The organism is Zobellia russellii (assembly GCF_018728565.1).
In the GTDB taxonomy this organism is placed as follows: domain Bacteria; phylum Bacteroidota; class Bacteroidia; order Flavobacteriales; family Flavobacteriaceae; genus Zobellia; species Zobellia russellii.
In genome coordinates this window covers 460,242-480,156 of sequence record NZ_JACSOI010000004.1, presented here as the reverse complement: position 1 = coordinate 480,156, position 19,915 = coordinate 460,242, and the positions used below count along the sequence as shown (strand labels likewise).

14 protein-coding genes are annotated in these 19,915 nt (G+C 41.1%); 5 read left to right on the top strand and 9 right to left on the bottom strand.

Annotation, left to right across the window (positions count from 1 at the left end; translation table 11 throughout):
• The first annotated feature begins 137 nt into the window (after nucleotides 1-137).
• The 5 genes from H9565_RS12400 to H9565_RS12380 all read left to right on the top strand — a co-directional run bounded on the left by H9565_RS12400 (nucleotide 138) and on the right by H9565_RS12380 (nucleotide 7,538).
• Nucleotides 138-3,227 (top strand): SusC/RagA family TonB-linked outer membrane protein, encoded by a 3,090-nt coding sequence (locus H9565_RS12400; protein WP_215440071.1) that lies wholly within the window; start codon nucleotides 138-140, stop codon nucleotides 3,225-3,227.
• A gap of 10 nt (nucleotides 3,228-3,237) precedes the next feature.
• Complete coding sequence (locus H9565_RS12395) at nucleotides 3,238-4,542, top strand: RagB/SusD family nutrient uptake outer membrane protein (protein ID WP_215440069.1); 1,305 nt, start codon at nucleotides 3,238-3,240, stop codon at nucleotides 4,540-4,542.
• Nucleotides 4,543-4,671: 129 nt separating this feature from the next.
• Entirely contained in the window at nucleotides 4,672-6,138 is a 1,467-nt protein-coding gene (locus H9565_RS12390) for a sodium:solute symporter (protein ID WP_215440067.1), read from the top strand.
• Nucleotides 6,131-6,964 (top strand): N-acetylmuramic acid 6-phosphate etherase, encoded by an 834-nt coding sequence (gene murQ / locus H9565_RS12385; protein ID WP_215440065.1) that lies wholly within the window; start codon nucleotides 6,131-6,133, stop codon nucleotides 6,962-6,964. The genes H9565_RS12390 and murQ overlap by 8 nt, the downstream gene beginning before the upstream one ends.
• A 214-nt stretch (nucleotides 6,965-7,178) precedes the next feature.
• Nucleotides 7,179-7,538, top strand: coding sequence for a hypothetical protein (locus H9565_RS12380; protein WP_215440063.1), 360 nt, complete (start codon nucleotides 7,179-7,181; stop codon nucleotides 7,536-7,538).
• A 2-nt stretch (nucleotides 7,539-7,540) separates the two neighbouring features.
• Here H9565_RS12380 and H9565_RS12375 read toward each other — a convergent pair whose 3' ends face one another.
• The 9 genes from H9565_RS12375 to H9565_RS12335 all read right to left on the bottom strand — a co-directional run bounded on the left by H9565_RS12375 (nucleotide 7,541) and on the right by H9565_RS12335 (nucleotide 19,906).
• Entirely contained in the window at nucleotides 7,541-8,161 is a 621-nt protein-coding gene (locus H9565_RS12375) for a Pycsar system effector family protein (RefSeq protein WP_215440061.1), read from the bottom strand.
• Between the two features lie 10 nt (nucleotides 8,162-8,171).
• Entirely contained in the window at nucleotides 8,172-8,825 is a 654-nt protein-coding gene (locus H9565_RS12370) for an NAD(P)H-hydrate epimerase (protein ID WP_215440059.1), read from the bottom strand.
• A gap of 2 nt (nucleotides 8,826-8,827) precedes the next feature.
• Nucleotides 8,828-9,562 carry a hypothetical protein gene (locus H9565_RS12365; protein WP_215440057.1) on the bottom strand — a complete coding sequence of 245 codons (735 nt, stop codon included), beginning with the start codon at nucleotides 9,560-9,562 and terminating at the stop codon, nucleotides 8,828-8,830.
• A 150-nt stretch (nucleotides 9,563-9,712) separates the two neighbouring features.
• Nucleotides 9,713-11,350 carry a sulfatase family protein gene (locus tag H9565_RS12360; protein WP_215440056.1) on the bottom strand — a complete coding sequence of 546 codons (1,638 nt, stop codon included), beginning with the start codon at nucleotides 11,348-11,350 and terminating at the stop codon, nucleotides 9,713-9,715.
• 16 nt (nucleotides 11,351-11,366) lie between these two features.
• The gene (gene bglX / locus H9565_RS12355; protein WP_215440055.1) at nucleotides 11,367-13,640 is read right to left on the bottom strand and encodes a beta-glucosidase BglX; all 2,274 of its coding nucleotides are present in this window, start codon (nucleotides 13,638-13,640) and stop codon (nucleotides 11,367-11,369) included.
• 112 nt (nucleotides 13,641-13,752) lie between these two features.
• Nucleotides 13,753-15,147, bottom strand: a complete 1,395-nt coding sequence (locus H9565_RS12350; protein WP_215440053.1) for a glucoamylase family protein — start codon at nucleotides 15,145-15,147, stop codon at nucleotides 13,753-13,755.
• Nucleotides 15,140-16,507, bottom strand: a complete 1,368-nt coding sequence (locus H9565_RS12345) for a glucoamylase family protein (RefSeq protein ID WP_215440052.1) — start codon at nucleotides 16,505-16,507, stop codon at nucleotides 15,140-15,142. The genes H9565_RS12350 and H9565_RS12345 overlap by 8 nt, the downstream gene beginning before the upstream one ends.
• 41 nt (nucleotides 16,508-16,548) lie before the next feature.
• The gene (locus H9565_RS12340) at nucleotides 16,549-18,342 is read right to left on the bottom strand and encodes a LamG-like jellyroll fold domain-containing protein (RefSeq protein ID WP_215440050.1); all 1,794 of its coding nucleotides are present in this window, start codon (nucleotides 18,340-18,342) and stop codon (nucleotides 16,549-16,551) included.
• A 25-nt stretch (nucleotides 18,343-18,367) separates the two neighbouring features.
• Nucleotides 18,368-19,906: a RagB/SusD family nutrient uptake outer membrane protein gene (locus tag H9565_RS12335; protein WP_215440048.1), complete on the bottom strand. Its 1,539-nt coding sequence runs from the start codon at nucleotides 19,904-19,906 to the stop codon at nucleotides 18,368-18,370.
• Nucleotides 19,907-19,915 lie beyond the last annotated feature (9 nt).

Genomic DNA, 19,915 nt, shown 5'->3' with positions numbered 1-19,915 from the left:
CAAAACATTGCAAACAATGCTTAAAATTTAAGATTATCGGATAAAACTTCTTTTTTTGCTGTTTTTATGCAATAATTAATTGCAATTATTGAAATATTCTGCTAGGTTTGTTCAAACAACAAGCTAAAGACTCTATTATGAAAAAAACGTATCATGTGCTCTTTGCGCTACTGCTAGCTTTCTTCTCGCTCAGTTCATTTGCGCAATCAACAACAATTTCGGGAACAGTCCTTGCCGAAGATGGCTTTCCGCTTCCCGGTGCCAGCATTCTAGTAAAGGGAACAACCACAGGAAGTTCTTCCGATTTTGACGGAAACTTCAGCCTTCAGGTAACTGATGCCGCCAACCAAGTATTGGCCATTAGCTATATTGGCTACAAAACACAAGAGGTTGTCCTGACAGGCAAGGACCAAGTAGTTAACGTAACCCTTACCGAAGACTCCAATGCGTTGGACGAGGTTATTCTAGTAGGTTCGTCCATTACCCAATCCAGAAAAAAATTAGGTAATGCCATTACCACGGTAAAGTCTGTTGAGCTGGTAAAAGCGGCACCCGCAAATATTACTTCTTCCTTGCAGGGAAAAGTTCCAGGTGCCCAGATTACACAAAATTCCGGTGATCCTGCCGGAGGGTTTTCCATTCGTTTAAGAGGACCAAGCACCATAAAAGGTTCTTCTGAGCCCCTTTATGTTGTAGATGGGGTTATTACCAGTAACCTTACTACTAATGTTACTAACTTAAATGTTGATAGTGGAGATGCTTCCCCAGGTCAAAATAGAATGGTAGACATTAACCCAAATGATATAGAAAACGTGAATATCCTAAACGGCGCAGCCGCCGCTGCAATTTACGGATCTAGGGCATCTAATGGTGTAGTTGTGATAACCACCAAAAAAGGTGGCGTTTACGAAGACGGACCCGAATTTTCCTTTAAGTCTACTTTTAACGTGAATACGGTTCGAAAAAAACTGGACCTGAACCTAAGAGGTGAAGAGTTTGAAACCGTGCCCAATAGCGCCCTTTCTGGTAGATTATGGCCTATTTTTGGTTTTGACCCGAATGATGGCAATGCTTTAACCACTTACAGGAACTTATCTACAAATAAGTTTGAAACTACTCGTTACGATTATCAAGACGAAATTTTCCAGACCGGATTTGGAAGTGACAACTATTTCTCAGCTAAAGGCGGTAACGAGAAAATGGGATATATGGCCTCTGTGGGGTACCTTAGCAATCAAGGTATAATAAAGAACACTCAATTTGACCGTTTTTCCGCTAGGATAAACTTCAATCACAAAATAGCGGATTGGATTTCGTATGATCTTGGTCTTTATTACGCAAACAGTAAATCTGATGAAAAACCGGATGGCAATGTATTTTGGAGCCCTATCAACTCCATGAACATTACCAATAACACTTTTGATATTACCCAAAGGGATGCGAACGGTAATCTAATGGCCGTAGAGAACACTCGTGTAAATCCGCTTACCATCATTGAGTCTTTTGATATTACCCAAGAAGTGAACCACTTCATTCCCAACCTACATTTAAAAATCAATCCTATTGAAAACCTTACGATAGACCAGATTATAGGTGTAGATACGTACAACCAAAAAGGGCATATAGACATTCCTATTTATCCGTACGCCAACGTTAACCCTGCTTATTTTGACGATGGTTATTTAGGTGATGCCGAAGCCAAGGTATTTAACTGGAACTACGATATTAACGCTAATTACAATATTGACATTACGGAAAAACTAAACTCCGTTACCACGGCCGGTTACAGCTTCCAATCCAGTGAATTATCTTTTGAAGGTACACAAGGAAGAGGCTTGGATGCAAACAATGAACCTACCATTCCCCTGTACACTCAACCTATTGACACCAATCTTGATATCTACGGATTCTTTCTTCAGGAAACCTTGTCATGGGACAATAAACTATTCTTGACCTTAGCGGGAAGAATAGATGGCGCCACTAACTTTGATGTGGACGAAAGGTCTAATTTTTATCCAAAAATTTCTGGGTCCTACGTATTGTCCAATGAACCTTTTTGGAATACAGACGGTTTTCTTAATTCCGCAAGACTAAGAGCTTCGTACGGTGAGGCCGGTAACTTAACAGCAATTAGCCCTTATGAAAGATTCGGAAGCTATAGCTCCAATGATTTCTTGGGGTCCTCTACCCTGCAACAAAACAACAGATTGGGCAACGAAGGTTTAAAACCAGAGCGCACCAAAGAGTTTGAAATAGGTACGGACCTAAGTTTTTTCAACAATAGAGCCTCTTTATTGTTCACTTACTACCGTCAAAATATAGAAGACTTAATCGTTGGCCGGGTATTGGCACCTTCAGTAGGAGGTTCTTCAAGAACAGAGAATGTTGGAACCATGCGTAACAACGGTATTGAGTTCTACGCACGGGTTACCCCGGTAAAAACAGATGACCTTACATGGGACCTAAATTTCAATTTCAGTAGTAACAAAAACAAGGTTTTACAGACTATTGGCGGCGATATTACCATTGCCAGTGTAACCGGTGCTCCCCCTGTTGTAAAAGAAGGCGAAGCTTTAGGTGTTTTCTACGGCACCTATTATGCCAAAGATGACAACGGACAATTGTTATTGACCGGTGCCTCTACAGATGGAAGCCCTGAAGGTGTTCCACAACCGGAAAGAGGTGATCTAGCCACGGGAACACCCATGCGTGATGCCAATGGCCAACCTACGGGAGATGTACTAAGAAAGGTTATTGGAGACCCTAACCCAGACTATATTCTTGGTGTTGGTACGGACCTGGCTTACAAAAACTTCTCTTTTAGTATGCTTTGGGAAGCCGTACAAGGTTTTGATGTATTTGATGCCGATAAAAGAACAAGACAAGGTGTTGGTTTGGGACGTTTGGCGGAACAGGAACTTAGTGGCGAGTTGCCAAGAGGTTACATTGCCGGTGTATACCCCATTGAAGAATTTAGAATGGAAGACGGTTCTTTTGTAAAACTCCGCGAAGTTTCCTTAGGTTACGAATTTCCTGAACTTTTCAATTCCACACTAGAGAACGTAAAGCTCTCTTTGATCGGGCGTAACTTGGTATCTTTTGACAATTTCTTTAGCTATGATCCTGAGACCAATGCTGGTGGTCAATCTAACTTACTGCGTTCTGTAAACTTCGGTAATGTTCCTATTCCCATGACCATCTCATTATCCCTAAGTGCTAACTTCTAAAAAAACTGATATGAAAAATATACTAAACCTTATGGCTATCGCCTTGATGATTGTTACATCATCTTGTGATACCGAATATTTAGACCCCAACTCCACGCTTGAACCGGATGTAGTAAACAACGTGGATAATTTGGTAAAGTTGATAAACGGAGTTCAACAAAGATGGAGTACGGACCGTGCGGGCATTATTTACAATTACACCCATATTTCAGGTCTTAATACAGATGAGTTAAGACTCTTGAACCCCGGAAACCTTGGTGAAAACGAAATTTTACTTGGTGGTGATGACGTAAACGGAGGAAACGAGGTTTTAATCAACATGTGGACGAATGCAATGTTAACCCGAAAAGAGGCGACTACAGTGATAGATGCTGCCGATGATGTTAGTAAGAGCGCCTCTGCTTCGGGTTCTTTAAAGGCTTACGGGCTTTTCTATAGAGCTATGGCCCATGGAACCCTAATCCAATTTTTTGAAAGCATTCCCTTAGAAGTTATAGAGAACGCCCCTTTTGAAGACCGCACTACGGTTCTACAAAGTGCCATTGCAGATTTAAACGAGGCAAAAGGCTATATAGATGCTGGATTAGATGCTACTGTAACTTCGGATGTATTTAGTTCTGTAGACCTTGAAAATTCAGTAAACGCTATGCTGGCAAGGTTTAACCTAATGGCGGGTAATTATGACGCCGCAATAACAGCGGCCAATGCGGTAGACCTATCGGTTAAATCTACTTGGGTATACGATGCTTCCATTCCCAATCCGTTGGCATTTTGGTTCGGGTCACAAAACGTTACACAAGCCAAGGACCTAACATTTGGATTACCATCGGAACTTTTACCGGATGAAAATGATGCGCGTATTCCTTTCTACATCACTGCAGAGGATTTAGAAGCCGAAACCCCAAATTACCAAGTTGTTGGTTTCTGGAGTGATAACCTTAATGAAATACCTGTGTATTTACCAGGTGAAATTCTATTGATCAAAGCAGAAGCCTATGCTCGGAACAATGAACTTGCCAATGCGGTAACCGAATTAAACGCAGTTCTGACCAAAACAGAAACAACGGATATTTATGGTCTAGGTGCAAACCTTCCTGCATACGCGGGGCCTGTTGCTCAAGATGACATTTTAGATGAAATCTACAAAAACAGAAGGGTGGAACTTTACCTGACAGGTTTATCTCTTGAAGACAACCGAAGATTCCAAAGACCTGGCCCAGCTGACGCCAATGCAGAAAGAAACCGTAATTATTATCCTTACCCAAATGCGGAAAGGGACAATAATACAAACACTCCTGCCAACCCAGCACTATAAACCATCAACAGCTTCTTAAATAACTGGGGCAGCGTAAAATACTGCCCCATTTTTTAAGCTTTTAAAACCCAAACTAACACAGAAGCAACCGCTACGCTTCTACTTCCTTAATCCTAAAGTCCACACTTTTTGAGCCCAACGCTAATCCTAATAATTATTGCCATTTACTTCTATGCATTAATGGCCATATCTTATTTCACTTCAAAGAACGCAAGTGATGAGACTTATTTTACCGGTGATAGGAAATCGCCTTGGTATTTGGTAGCATTTGGTATGGTAGGTGCCGGACTATCTGGGGTCACGTTTGTTTCCCTACCTGGAATGGTGGGCAACAACAACTTTCACTTTTACCAATTTATACTCGGCAATGTAGTAGGTTATCTCTTTATTACTTTTGTATTGACACCACTCTACTACCGTCTAAAACTTGTTTCAATTTACTCATACCTTAAAGACAGGTTTGGAAACAAAACTTACAAAACTGGATCCCTGTTTTTTCTGGTATCCCAATCCTTTGGTGCCGCTCTACGATTATTACTTGCAGCCAAGATTCTTCAATTTGCCGTTTTTGACCATTTTGGAATTCCGTTCTTTTTAACGGTTATCCTCATACTAGTATTGGTATGGCTTTACACAAATAAATCCGGGATAAAGACCATTGTATGGACGGACACCATGCAAACCGTTTTTCTAATTCTAGGTGCTGTAATCACCATTTACACCATAACCTCTTCCTTAAACCTTAGTATACCTGAAGCTATTGAAAGTGTTGGCAACCACCGTCATTTCAAAATTTTCGAATGGGACGCTAGCTCTGGAAACAACTTCTACAAACAATTTATAGCCGGTATTTTGGTGGCCATAGCTATGATCGGTCTAGACCAAAATATGATGCAAAAAACCTTAACGTGCAAGAATGTTTGGGACGCTCAAAAAAACACGCTTACCTATAGCCTTATTTTAGCCGTAACCCAGTTCCTGTTTATGGGGTTGGGCATCTTAATGTACATCTATGCACAAGATGCGGGCGTAATTCTAGAAATGGCAGATAATGGACAACTGATTGATACGGATACCCTCTTCCCTAATTTAGCCTTGAATCATCTAGGGATTCTAGCCGGCATCTTTTTTATATTGGGTATTATAGCCGCCTCCTTTTCTAGTGTAGACTCTGCCTTAACGGCACTTACCACCTCTTTTACTTACGATTTCCTTGATATAGAACACAAATCCAGCACTGCAAAAAAGCAACTGAAAAACTTGGTGTTAATCGGTTTTTCATGTGTCATTTTTGTTATAATCATGGTATTTGCAAGTAGTGAAGGGGATGTGATTTCTCTAATTTTTAAAGTTGCAGGCTATACGTACGGACCACTTTTAGGCCTGTACCTGTTTGGCATGTTCTCCAAAATTTCAGTAAAGGATAAATGGGTGCCCGTAGTTTGCATTTTTGCCCCTATTGCAACCTACTTTTTGGGAGTCTATTTTAAAACTGAATTTCAATTTGATTTTGGATTTATAAACATAGCTGTAAACGCCGCTATAACTATTGTAGGGCTACTATTAATTCACAAAAACATAAAAGAAAATGAGTAAACCCATAACTGAACAACCCTCAAAATATGACAATCTTGAAAAGATGGAGGTTTTGGAGCTGCTCAGTGCTATAAATGCTGAAGACAAAACCGTTCCCTTGGCTATCGAAAAGTCTCTTCCGCAAATTCGAGATTTTGTGACCGTCGTGGTGGAAAAAATGCAACTTGGGGGAAGGCTTTTTTATATTGGCGCCGGAACAAGCGGAAGATTGGGTGTATTGGATGCTTCTGAGTGTCCTCCTACTTTTGGAGTAACGGACAACCATATTATCGGTCTTATTGCTGGAGGCGACGTGGCCCTAAGAAAGGCCGTAGAAAATGCCGAAGACAATACCCAACAAGCTTGGAAAGACCTTGAAGGTTTTCATATAACGAATAACGATGTTCTTCTAGGTATAGCTGCATCCGGCTCTACCCCCTATGTAATTGGTGGTATAAAAAATGCCAAGGAAAACGGAGTACTAACAGGTGGTATTTCTTGTAATGAAAATTCATCATTGTCCCACGAAGCGGATTTCCCCATTGAATTAATCGTAGGTCCCGAGTTTGTAACGGGCAGCACACGAATGAAGGCCGGTACAGCCCAGAAATTAGTGTTAAATATGATTTCTACCTCGGTAATGATTCAGTTGGGAAAAATCAAGGGAAACAAAATGGTAGACATGCAACTCTCCAATAAAAAGCTGGTTGAGCGCGGTACCAAAATGATTGTGGAGGAACTTAAAATTGATACCGATTTAGCCCGACTATTATTAAAAAAACATAAAAGCGTTAGAAAAATAATTGACCTATATAAAGACCGTCTAAATACAAATAGTTTGGACTAAAGCCTTTTTGCCCCAAAAGTAGTTTAGTTGTTAAGCGGAAATGCCAGATGCCTCGATTGGTATTTTCAACTACGTAGACTGGCCGGTAAACATTTGTTTATCGGCCTTTCTTTTATCCTACCATAAAGAATTTCTTTTCCGTGAACACTATGTACCATCTCTAAAAACCCATCAACCAAATTTTCAATAGTTTTGCGCTCCTAAGAAAATGATTATGACGGTTCAGGACCTTGTTGGAGAATACAGCATTATGGGTAGCAACCAAGATGAAGAATCTAATAGCTACAAAGGGAAACTGGTTTTATCCTTGGATGAGAACTCTAGAATAATTGCACATTGGACTATTGGAACTGAACAACACCAATCCGGTACGGGATTTTTTAAGAACAATATTTTAGTTATCAACTTTAGATATTCCGGCGAAGACCAAAGTATTTATAAAGGTGTTGCCGTATACCAATGTATCAGTAAAGATATTTTAGATGGGTTTTGGTCAGAAAAACATGGAAATCCTCTTTATTTGGGAGAAGAGCGTTGTTTTAGAATTAAAACAAACAATGTACCGTTAAATTAAGATTACATAGAGAACATAATATGACAAGCTATAAATCCTACCACCGCCAAAATAATTCCAACTAAAAAAACGTGAAAAGAAGTTCTTAATAATTTAAACTTTCTATCTATTGTTTTTCCCAAATGGTAAGTATCCTTTGCAATGGTTTTATACAGCTCATCGCCTTTATACATTAAACTGGTAAGTTCTTCTGTATATTCCTCTTCATTCATGCTATTAAAATTACCATAGAATAATAAATTATTGGTGCTTTTACTACCGTGCGTAAGCTCTGGTCTTGTAGCAAAAACAGCATAGCCAATAGAAAGTAAATTAGTTCCCAACATTATCGTTGCCGGAAAAATTAAATGAGGATCCTTATCTAATTGGCTAAGTACGGTACCAATAACTATAGATAAAATAAGTGCGTTAATAGATATAAGTATGTTGGACTTTCTATCAATCATCGTATTTAATGTATACTGATTTTTAGACACCAAACGAAACAAGGTTTCCGCACCTCGCTCTGAACGAGGTTCTATCTTTGAAAGTTTCTTCTTTAACTCTTTCAGCTTCTCTTTATCAATACCCAACTCTTTTCTTAATTGTTTATCAATTTCTTTGGCTTCCTGTTTGTCGTTCATCTTATAAGGGTTATAAAGCTATAAGTTGATTTTCCATAAAGTTGGGCATTTTTATATTAAAATGCTCATAAACCAATTTTGGAATTCCCAAATCGGCCAGATACACCTCTACATCGCTTGGCAATTTTTCCAATATAGTTTTTGGAGCTGCCAAGGTCATTACTTGATTTGCTTTAAACCCAACTAACTTTCCATCTTTAGAAATACCAACAGGAATATCCAATGATATTCTAAAGGCCGGTGATGTGTTGGCCAATTCAATGCTTTTTGCAAATGCATCTGACAGCGGTAGTCTCTGAGAGAACCCTAGATAGGCATCTACCCAAATATCCGTAGTTTCGGGTATACCTTCTTTAGCCCCAAATAACAACGCTCTTTCTAATTGTGCTTTCGGCAAATCTTTGGTAATAGGCACAACCAAATCTAAATTCACATTAAATCCCCAAGCAGAAAGTCTACGAGCAGCCACTAGTCCGCCGCCGCCGTTATTCCCATTACCAATACCAATTGTGATAACAGAGGTCTCAGTTGCCTTTTTGGTAATTAATCTTGCTAATTGAAGCCCTGCGTTTTCCATCATCAATTCAATGGACAGGTTATATTTTTCAACCGCCCAATAATCCATCTCTTTAAAGGCTTCTAAGGAAAGACTGGTTACCTGCATACTTACTTTTTGTACGAATTAATAGCTTCCTTGAAAAACTCTACCGCTTGTTCTTCGTTAATTTTTGTGGCTGGCAGAACGGCTCCTTTAAAACTATCATTTTTCCATTCTCCCCGAGAAAGTGAATTAAACTTAGTTGTATCTAAAGCGCTATGACCTTTATACCCGCTGATATAAAAATAATGCTCGTTGACCATATCGTCTGGGATAGCTAAACCAAATCCTACAGAAATATCTGAATTTAGACTGGCATAAGCCCCAGTATCAAAATGATGCGGCCATATACGAACATCGGATTCCAAACCCGTTTCTTGAAGTGTGTTTATCAAGCCCAACTGTGCTATTGTCCTCAAGACTCCTAGTTTTATTAAAGATATGGCATTCAACGTATAAGTAAAAGTATCATCTACTGAATACGGTAAATCATAATGGAAATCATAAATGTACTTTTTACCCAAAAAAGTATCCGCAGTGTGAGTTAACCACTCCAATACTTGCCTGTGCGTTTTCCCTTCCAACGAAAAAGAAACATCCTCATCCGGAGAAATCCACTCTAATGAAAAGTTATTATAACTTAAAGCGAGGAGATTTCCTTTCGGCGATAATGGGTGGGTTTCCAATTGTTGCTTTGCAATGGACCAACCTAGATTGGTATGACTATCATCGGCTTTCTTATCTACAAAACTAATTCCCGCTGCTGCCAAATATTGGGCCGCTAAATGCATCGTTTTTATCATTTGGTCTGTTTATTTAAATTTTTGGTTGGCTCAAGCTTTTACGGTAACATGGGATAGGTTTAAATATTGGTCGCAGTAGTTGGGCTTTACTTTCAATCCTACCAAAGGAACCTTTTGTACATAAGGCTTTAACTTAATAAGAAAAACATATTACTTCTTAACCCCCCGTAATCTTTTTAACTGTTTATAAGCTTTGTCTATGGCTGTCTTTGGGGCTCTGTCAAATTCCTTATCCGTTATTTTATAAACCTTTTGTATACTATCTAGTTTATAGTGCATTTGTTCTATAACAGAAGAATATGTCCGGTCATCAATGAGATTGGTCAACTCCCTAGGGTCTTTGTATAAATCATAGAATTCCCAGCTATCTATATCATCGTAAAAATGGATGAGCTTATACCGTTTAGTTCTAACTCCATAATGCTTTTTGACCATGTGAAAAGCCGGGTAATCATAATAATGATAGTAGAGCACATCCCGAAATTCATCAGAATTCATACTCCCATCCAACAAACCTTTGAACGATTGTCCTTGCATGGCATCACTTTGGTTTTTCACTTCGGCAAAGTCTAGGAACGTTTGTGCAAAATCCAAGTTCTGTACCATAGCATCTATTTTGGTCTTTGGGGGAATCGTTCCTGGCAACTGCATCAACAAGGGTGTGCCAAATGAGGTTTCGTACATAAATCGTTTATCGAACCACCCGTTCTCTCCCAAATAGAATCCTTGATCGGAAGTGTAGACCACCAACGTATTTTTATCTAGTCCGCTTTCTTCCAAGTAATCTAAAATTTCCCCAACGCCTTCGTCTACCGCGGCTATAGTAGCCATGTAATCACGTAAGTAGCGTTGGCCTTTCCATTCGGCAAGGGCCTTTCCTTTTAAGTTTGCCTTATGAAATGTATTGTTTTTAGGTAAATAGGCTTTATCCCAAGTTATCCGTTGTTGGGTTGACATTCGCTCAAAATCCGTAGTCCATGGGTTGTGTGCCAATTTAGTGCTGCCGTACCCTTGGGTCATTTTTAAATCATGCCCTTCGTACATGTCTTCATAAATGGTCTGCAATTGCGCTTCCGCTGCGCTTTGCTTTTCAAAGGATGGAAAATAAGTGTCGGGAAGAGGAAACTGCACGGAGACATATTTATTCATGTGACGTAAGGCGGGCATCCAATTACGGTGAGGGGCCTTATGATGTACCATCATAAAAAAGGGAAGACTGTCTTTTCTTTCATTTTTCAACCAGCTTAAAGCATCATTGGTAATAATATCCGTGGCATAGCCTTCTATACGGGTGGTGTCTCCATTTTCAACAAAATCAGGATTATAGTAATTGCCCTGATCAACAAGTATCTTGGAATAATCGAAACCTTGGGGTGCACCGTCCAAATGCCATTTTCCTATTAATGCCGTCTGATAACCTTCTCGCTTAAGTATTTTGGGCAAAGTAGTTTGGTTACCGTCAAAACGGTCTCCGTTCTGTCTAAAACCATTTATATGACTGTGTTTGCCCGTAAGAATGACCGCCCTACTTGGCCCACAAATGGAATTCGTTACATAGCTATGTGTAAAAAGCGCACCATTCCTCGCTAATCGGTCTATATTGGGTGTGGGAGCCAATTGTCCAATAGGATGACCATAGGCACTTATGGCCTGAATAGCATGATCATCGGCCATGATAAATAGGATGTTTGTCTTTTTAGCCTTCTCTTCCACCTGTGGAGAGCTTTCTTTACAACCCATAAGAATAAAAGCGAAAAGTACTCCCGGAAAACATAATCGTAAAAGCATAAAAACAGAATTGAGACTATTTTAATGTGAAAGAGGTTTTTAAATCTGCGGTAGCATCAGTTCCTACAAAAACTTGGAACTCCCCTGGCTCGGCAACAAATTCCAAGGCAGCGTTATAAAACTTCAGGTCTTCGGGTTGTAGGATCAGTTTAACCGTTTTTGTTTCACCCTTCATTAAGAATATTTTCTTGAACCCTTTTAATTCGCGCATGGGCGGGGTTACCGAGCGTACTACATCCCGAAGATATAATTGCACCACTTCTTCCCCATCATATTTACCTGTGTTGCTTACATCTACCGAAACCGTAATAGACATGTCCTGTCCAATTTCATCTTTATTCAACTGAATATTTGAATAGCTGAAATCGGTATAACTCAGACCATGACCAAAAGGTAAGAGCGGCGTATTTTCCACATCCAGATAATTCGATTTAAATTTCTGAAAGTTATCTCCCTCTATGGGTCTGCCCGTGTTTTTCATACTGTGATATACTGGAATTTGCCCAACATTCCTGGGCCAAGTTGCCGTTAGTTTTCCTGATGGATTATAATCCCCAAAAACTACATCGGCTATAGCATTACCCGCTTCTATACCTGGGTGCCATACTTGAAGTATACTTGCAGGAAGCTCCATTTCATCGGCAATGGTCAAGGGTCTTCCGCTCATAAGGACAATTACCAGAGGCTTTCCAGTCTTTGCCAATTCCCTTAAAAGTCGCTTTTGGCTTTTGGGAAGTGAAATATCCGTTCTACTGGCCGCCTCTCCACTAAACTCACTGGCCTCCCCTACCACGGCTACAATGACATCGGCATCTTTGGCTAAATCTAACGCCTCCTTTAAAAGGGTCTCCGAAGAGCGCTCGTCTATTTCTACCCGTGTTCCAAAAACATTGGCCCGTTGGGCCAAATCGGGATTATCCGTAATATTGGCGCCTTTGGCATAGCTTATTTTGGCTTTGGGGGCCACATTCTTTAACCCTTCTAAAACGGGAACGGATAACTGTGGGTCTCCCGTTGGAGCCCAAGTGCCCAGCATATTGTTCTTGTTATTCGCCAAAGGTCCTATCAACGCTATTTGGGCATTCTTCTGTAACGGAAGTATTTTGCCCTGCTTCTTTAATAGTACAAAAGAGCGCTTTGCAGCCTCACGGGCCAGATTTCTGTTCTCGTCCGTAAGAATATCTTTTGCCGGTCTACTTTTATCGGAATAGCGGTAAGGGTCGTCAAAGAGTCCCAATTTATATTTGGCGGTCAATATCCTGCGGCATGCCTCGGTTATTGCGGACTCGGTAACCTTGCCCTCATCCACTGATTTTTTCAAAGTGGTAAGAAATCCTTCGCCCACCATATCCATATCAAGCCCTGCGTTTAAAGCTAAAGCGGATACCGCTTGTAAATCTCCCAATCCGTGAGCGGTCATCTCATTTACCGAGGTGTAATCGGAAACCACAAAACCTTTAAAGCCCCATTGTTCGCGCAATAAATCGGTAATTAACCATTTATTGCCCGAAGCCGGAATACCATCAATATCATTAAACGAAGTCATGGCACTTCCCACTTCCGCATCTACGGCCGCCTTGTACACGGGCAGATATTGGTTGTACATTTTCAACTTACCCATATCTACCGTATTGTAATCGCGTCCGCCTTCTGCGGCACCATAAAGGGCCAAGTGTTTTACCGTGGCCATCATCGTATTTGGCGCTGACAAATCAGCTCCTTGATACCCTTTTATCATCGCTTTGGCAATGGCACTCCCCAAATACGGGTCTTCTCCAGCCCCCTCGGCAATACGTCCCCAACGAGGGTCTCTGGCAATATCCACCATAGGAGAGAAATTCCAGTTGATTCCATCTGCCGTGGCCTCCTTAGCTGCAGTTTCGGCCATTTTTTGAATAAGTTCCAAATCCCAACTAGCTGCTGTTCCCAGTGGAATGGGAAAGGTGGTCTTATACCCATGTATGATGTCCGAACCAATAAGCAAGGGAATCTTTAACCGTGAATTTTCAATGGCTATTTTTTGTGCTTGTCTGACTTTCTCTGGACCGGAAACCCCAAATAGACCTCCTACTTGGCCTGCCTTGATTTTTGCCTCTACATTTTCGCTCACCACAGAACCTGTAGCAATGCCACCTCCCGGGGTCAGTAGATTAAGCTGACCAATTTTTTCTTCCAATGTCATTTTGGAAAGAAGCTGCTCCACCGCTTCTATCTTTTCTTGGGAACGAACGAAAGTCGTAAAGCCCAGCACGAGTATTAAAAAACAGATTCTTCTCTTTATATCTCTCATTTTCTGTTATTTATATTTTTATATCGAATAAAATTTTGGCAAAACCATCCCTTTGACAAATCAGTTAAAACCGATTCCTCACATGGAATTCGTTGATTCTTAAAGTAAATTCCTAATAGGTAAAACCTAAATTATTGAGTCCGCGCTGCACATCCTTATTTTGCATAAAGAGTTGCCATAACAATCCCGATCTATGGTTCTCAATCATTACTAAAATGGGACCTTGGTCAATGGCCAAATACGCATCGGCTACCCAAAAATCATATTGCGGACTAAAAGCATCATAAAAACCGGCAGGCCCTAAAAGCTGGTCCTTTTTACCATAGAAATACCGCAGTGCCTTCATGGATTCCTCCGGTGTATATGGCATAGAGCTCAAAGCTGCTGTAGGCGAAATTACACCTGTATCATTGGACGGGCTATGGGCGTTATAGCCTAAACTTCCATCCGCATTTCTACTGTAACTGGCGGTAAGCCCCCAGCAATCTTCCCCATAATCTTTATAATTTTTAGGGTTATCCACGCAGTAGGCATAATTGATTTTTGCATGGTTTAGCGTAGCATCACCATAATTCACAAAGGCATCGGCCAAATTACTGGGATCTAGCCCCATATAGGAGTAGTGTGCCCAGAACAATGGCCCGCCTTTTTGGGAACTACCTGCATGATTAACAATAAGTGGAATTTCATAAGCCGAAGTGCCATTGGCTATAGCACCACTGGACGCCCAACCATTTTCATATGTTTCTTTGGTAATGGAAAAATCAGGGGAAGCCGCTGCCATGACATAGGTTATCAATACTTCATTATATCCCTTTAATTCTAAATTGATGTCAAAACCAAAATCAGGACTCCAATGCCAATACAACGTATTTTTATTTTGCGTGAACCAGTCCCATTCAACATCTTTCCAAAGTGCATCTGCTTTTTCGGCCACTGCTTTTTCTTCGGAATTACCCTCTTTTAAATATTCTTTTACGCAGATAAGCCCCTGTGCCAAAAAAGAAGTTTCCACCAAATCGGCCCCATTATCCTTTTCACTAAAGGGAAGCGTTTTCCCGTTACGCCCATCTAACCAATGGGGCCATGCGCCATGAAACCTGTCGGCATTTTCCAAAAAAGAAATAATCTTAGACAGTTTTTCAACGCCTTCGTTACGGGACACGAAACCTCTTTCCATAGCGACCAAAATTCCCATAAGTCCAAAACCGGTGCCTCCAACGGTTACTGTATTGACGTCATTAGATGGTTCTTGGGGATGATACCTTTCACGCGCAGCACCAGATTCCGTTTGGGCAAAATCCCAGAAATATTTAAAAGTTTCTTTTTGGGTCAAGTCGAGAAGCTCCTCATCCGTCAGCTCCACTTCTTCCTCCTCTACTTCCTGTTCGTCCTCAACAGGTGTTTCCGGAAGTTCGGAAATGCCGATTGCACCACCACCTCCATCATCCGAAGCACATGAAACGAATAGTAACGACACCAAAATTGAAACAAATAATTTACTCATTTGGAATATTTTCCGAACTAAAACCTAATTTTTTCAATCCGCTTTGAACATCAGTATTCTTCATAAAAAGCTTCCAAAAAAGTCCGCTTCTGTAGTTTTCTATCATTACTGGAATAGGTCCTTGGTCTATAGCCAAATATCTTGGCACATACCATTTATCCTCTAAACTAAAGGCATCATAAGGTCCGTATTTACCAATCAGGGAGTCTTGTTCCGTATACATATATCTCAAGAAGTCCTGACTTTGTTCCGGTGTGTAAGGCATTGAGGAAAGTGCAGCTGTTGGAGAAATAACACCCAAATCCTTATCAGGTCTGTGGCCTGCATAGCCTTTCATGGAATAACTTGAGGTCAATCCCCAAAGGTTCTTTCCGTATCCTTTGTACTCATGTGGATTTTCAACCGCATGACGATACTGAATTAACGCGTGGTTTTCGTTCAATTTCCAATAATCCGCATATTGATCTGTTAATCCCTTTGGGTTCAAACCTAAATAGGAATAGTGTGCCCAAAACATGGGACCTACTGGAGACCTGTCATGCTCATAATGATTAAGCACAGTACGAAGGCCGTAAAAAGTAGTGTCATTTTTAATTCCTCCACTTTTTGCCCAACCTTGCTCATATACTTCTTTATTAATTGCATGTGTAGGCGAAGAAGCCGCCAAGATATACATGACCAGAGCTTCATTATATCCGCCCACGGGAAAGTTCATCTCCCATTTGTATTCTGGAGACCAATGCCAATAAAGTACATTTTCTCCTTTGGTATACCAGTCCCATTCTACTTCTTCCCAAAGTTTTTGAATTCTGGCCGCCAATTCTTTTTCGCGGGCACTGCCCTCCTCAAAGTATTCCTTAACGGTCAATAAACCTTGAACCAGAAAAGCGGTTTCCACCAAATCGCCACCGTTATCCATTTTACTGAACGGTGTCATCTTACCATCGGGCATAAGCCAGTGAGGCCAAGCCCCATGGAACCGGTCTGCTTTTTCAAGGAAACCAATACTTTTTTCATATCGCTCCAGAGCCTCTTCACGCGTAATAAAACCACGCTCCACACCTACCAAAATGGCCATTAAACCAAAACCTGAACCTCCGGTAGTAATTATATCCTTATCATGCGCGGGATATACATTATCAAGGTGAATACGTTCTCTGGCTAAACCAGATTTAGGTTCCGCTCCTTCCCAAAAGTAATTGAACGTTTGTTTCTGAACGGAATCCAATAATTGGTCATCCGTTAGTTCTTGTTCAACCTTAGATTCGGTTTTGCTGTTTTTATTATCCGTTTTGGAAGGGTTGCCACCACAACCCACCAAAAGCGTGCCTGTTACCAAGGCAATTGTAACTAATTTCATATATTTTTATAAAGTGATTATTGAACTTCTGCTGGGTTTCTTTACATTCCCGAGTTCATAATTTCCTGTATTTCTTCTTTTGTAAGGGCCTTGTCAAATAAACGGAGCTCATCAATCAGGCTTTCGTCTGCCAAGTGGCCCCATTCCGTAAATCTTGGTGCACCAGAACCTATGGATAGCAAATCACATCCGGACCAATCTATTCCACCACTTATCACGTTTTCCGAAACTATTTCACCATTAATGTATAGAACCGCATTTGAACCTGAAATGGAAAATGCCAAGTGTACCCAATCTGCAGATGTGGGATCTATAGCAGCTAAATCGCCTCCATCTAACCAAGTATCAGCTTCGCCGTTGCCAACATTCAATTTAAACACCTGCCTTGTAGCATCACCTTCTCTAAAGAAACGGAAACCACTGGTCCTTAAATTTTGCACCTCTGGATAACCTTCCTTTTCCGTGTCTTCTGGAGCCATTACCAAAATACCTCCTCTACCCGGCTCGGCATTTACTTTATACCAAAGTGAGGCACTAAATTCATCTGAAGTAAGACCATTGGAGGGAACTGTAATATATGAATCCGCTGCTCCAGCGTAAGCACCTTCGCTAGCTACACTTTCTTCTGAAAAAGAGGGTGTTCCAACCACATCAGCTTCCATATCCGTAAACAGATTTGTATATGAACCTTCAAAAGGCATATAGAACATCTCTCCTGGAAAATTAGGCGGATAATTAGACACCACAATACCCGAGTCATCTTGAATGATCTGTTTTACTTCATCTTGGGTGATAGCACGATCAAATATGCGCAACTCATCCATTAGACTTAAATCCGACTTATGATTCCAACCTGAGAAGTTAGGCTCACCGGACATTATGGAAAGTATATTTACATCCGTCCAATCAATACCCGTTAAAGGTCCTTGAGAAACAATTTGTCCGTCTATATAAACTACCGCTTCCGAACCCGAAATGGTAAAGGCAAGGTTCACCCATTCTTCTGACGCTGGATCTACTTCTGCAGCTTCTCCACCATCAAACCAAGAGTTTCCATCTCCCAAACCAACATTTAACTTATAGCGTTGTTTGCCATTGGCATTTTCCCTAAAAAAGCGAAAACCACTGGTCAACACATTTCCTCCACCATCATCTAAAGGCGGACTCATAGCCAAAATACCGGCACGGTCCGGAACCGCATTTAATTTTACCCAGAAAATAGCACTCAATTCCGTATTCTTAAATCGTTCTGGATCTAGGGTCAAATAGGCCCCTTCGGCTCCTGCATAAGCGCCATCTCCCGCTAGACTCTCTTCGCTAATGGAGGGCGAACCTATTTGTTGTGCCTCTTCAAAACTTAACAGGTCTACATATCCACCTTCAAAAGGCATATATAAAATTTCACCGGGGTATTTTCTAATGTAGGCCGGTTCCTTAGTGAAGTTAACTACCTCACTAGTGGACTTACCATCCAAATCTTTGGCAATAACCGTAAGCTGATGCGTTCCATCTTCAAGTTGGTCGTACACTAAATCATTTACGATCAACTTACGGTAGTCTTTAAAACTATTGTAATTGCCTATTCTATTACCGTCAAGCAGTACTTCTACCGACCCCAACTCAATATCATCTTGAGCCTGAAATTTTACCGTAATCGTGGCCAGTTCCTCGTTTACTTTTACCGCAAGACCTTCTGCGGGCGAAGTAATGGTTATGACCGGAGCAGAAGCGTCTGCACCCGGATCAACCTCGGTTAACGCGTCTATACCTTGATCACAGCTATAAAAAAGTGCAGTGAGCATCAAACACGATAGTATATATTTTACATTTTTCATCTTTCTGTTTTGTTAGTTGATTAGATTAATTGTCCAATACAGGAAACTGGTCTACCTGTGGCTGCGGGTAAGGAAGAAAAGTTTTCTCCTCTGTAAACGTGCGGCCATCGTACGTAAGCTCATCATACCTTTTCAGGCGAATCATATCATAGTAGCGCTTGCCCCATTCCATAGCCAACTCGGCAAACTTCTCATCAACAACTTGATCCAAGGTAACACCGGACAAAGCTGGCAATCCGGCTCTTTCCCGAACCAAGTTTACCGCTTGATCAGCAGACATAACAGAACCTGTGGCCCCATGTGTAAGTGCTTCGGCATACATCAATAAGATTTCGGCATAACGAATGACGTTGTTATTCTTGTTACTTCCATAATCGGTTCGTCCTTCAATCAATTGATTAGAAGGCAGGTAGTGCTTTCCACTTGAAAAATAACCTCGGGCAAAATCATTTATAACATCACCGTCTCTAGTAACTTTGTTCATAAAGGCGGGCAAATCAGCATACGCCGGGTCAGTCTGTAGTTCGGCTATACCTCGTTCCGTAAAAAGTACACTCGTTTCCAAACGTACGGTTTCACCACGGTCCAACATGAACTTGATAAATTTAAAGCTAGGCTCAAAGAATCCCCACCCGCTGTTGGAACCTTCTACTGCCGGAGTCCAATTTTGTGGACCATAGGGAGCGTATAAATGTGCAAAACGGTCGCCCTCGCCTTGATTAAAGTCCGAGTACTGTAAATCCAGAATGCTCTCATTACTCAATTTTCCAGGCGCTTTAAAAAGTTCATAAAAATCCGGATAAAGGCTGAATTTTCCCGATGCTATAATCTGCCCGGCAGCATCTGCAACCACTTGATAATTCTCTAATTCTTGATTGGCCAAAGCTTTAATAGCCAAAGCCGTATACTTGGTAACACCACCTTTAAGATCAGTTCTTTCATTTGGCCGCATATCCGGTAAAACGGGAATAGCCAAATCCATCTGATCAGAAACGTGTTGCATAACTTCTGCCTTGGTAGGTAAAGTCTCTACTTCTAAAAGTAGCTCCGTATCCGAAGATTCAGGAATAAATATATCTCCATATACCTGCGAAATCTGAAATAACATCATTCCGCGTAATACCTGAATTTCTGCTATATACTGGTTGCCCAGTGCAATTTCAGCATCTGTTCCAAATTCTTGGTATCTGGCAATCTGCTCCATAGCGGTATGTGCCGAAATAACATCTGCATAAATGTTTTCCCAAAGCGAGTTTACCATCCAATGGTCCTTGCTGTAATTAAACTTGTCCATTTCCGTAAACTCGGGCTGATCGCCAAGACCACCGGAATTAACATCGTCTCCACGCACGGAAATAATCAGGGGTTGTTCCCATCCCCTGGAATAATAGGCCTCATATGCCCCCACGGTAGACAGCAGCATCCCCGATGCATCCGTAAAGTCTGTTCCTCCGGCAAAATTATTGTTCAGTTCAGGTTCGTCCAATTTATCGGTACATCCCCAAACGGCCAGAACCAAAAGCAACACTAGAGAAGGTTTTGAGATTTTTTGTAATAGTTTCATAGTCGCTAT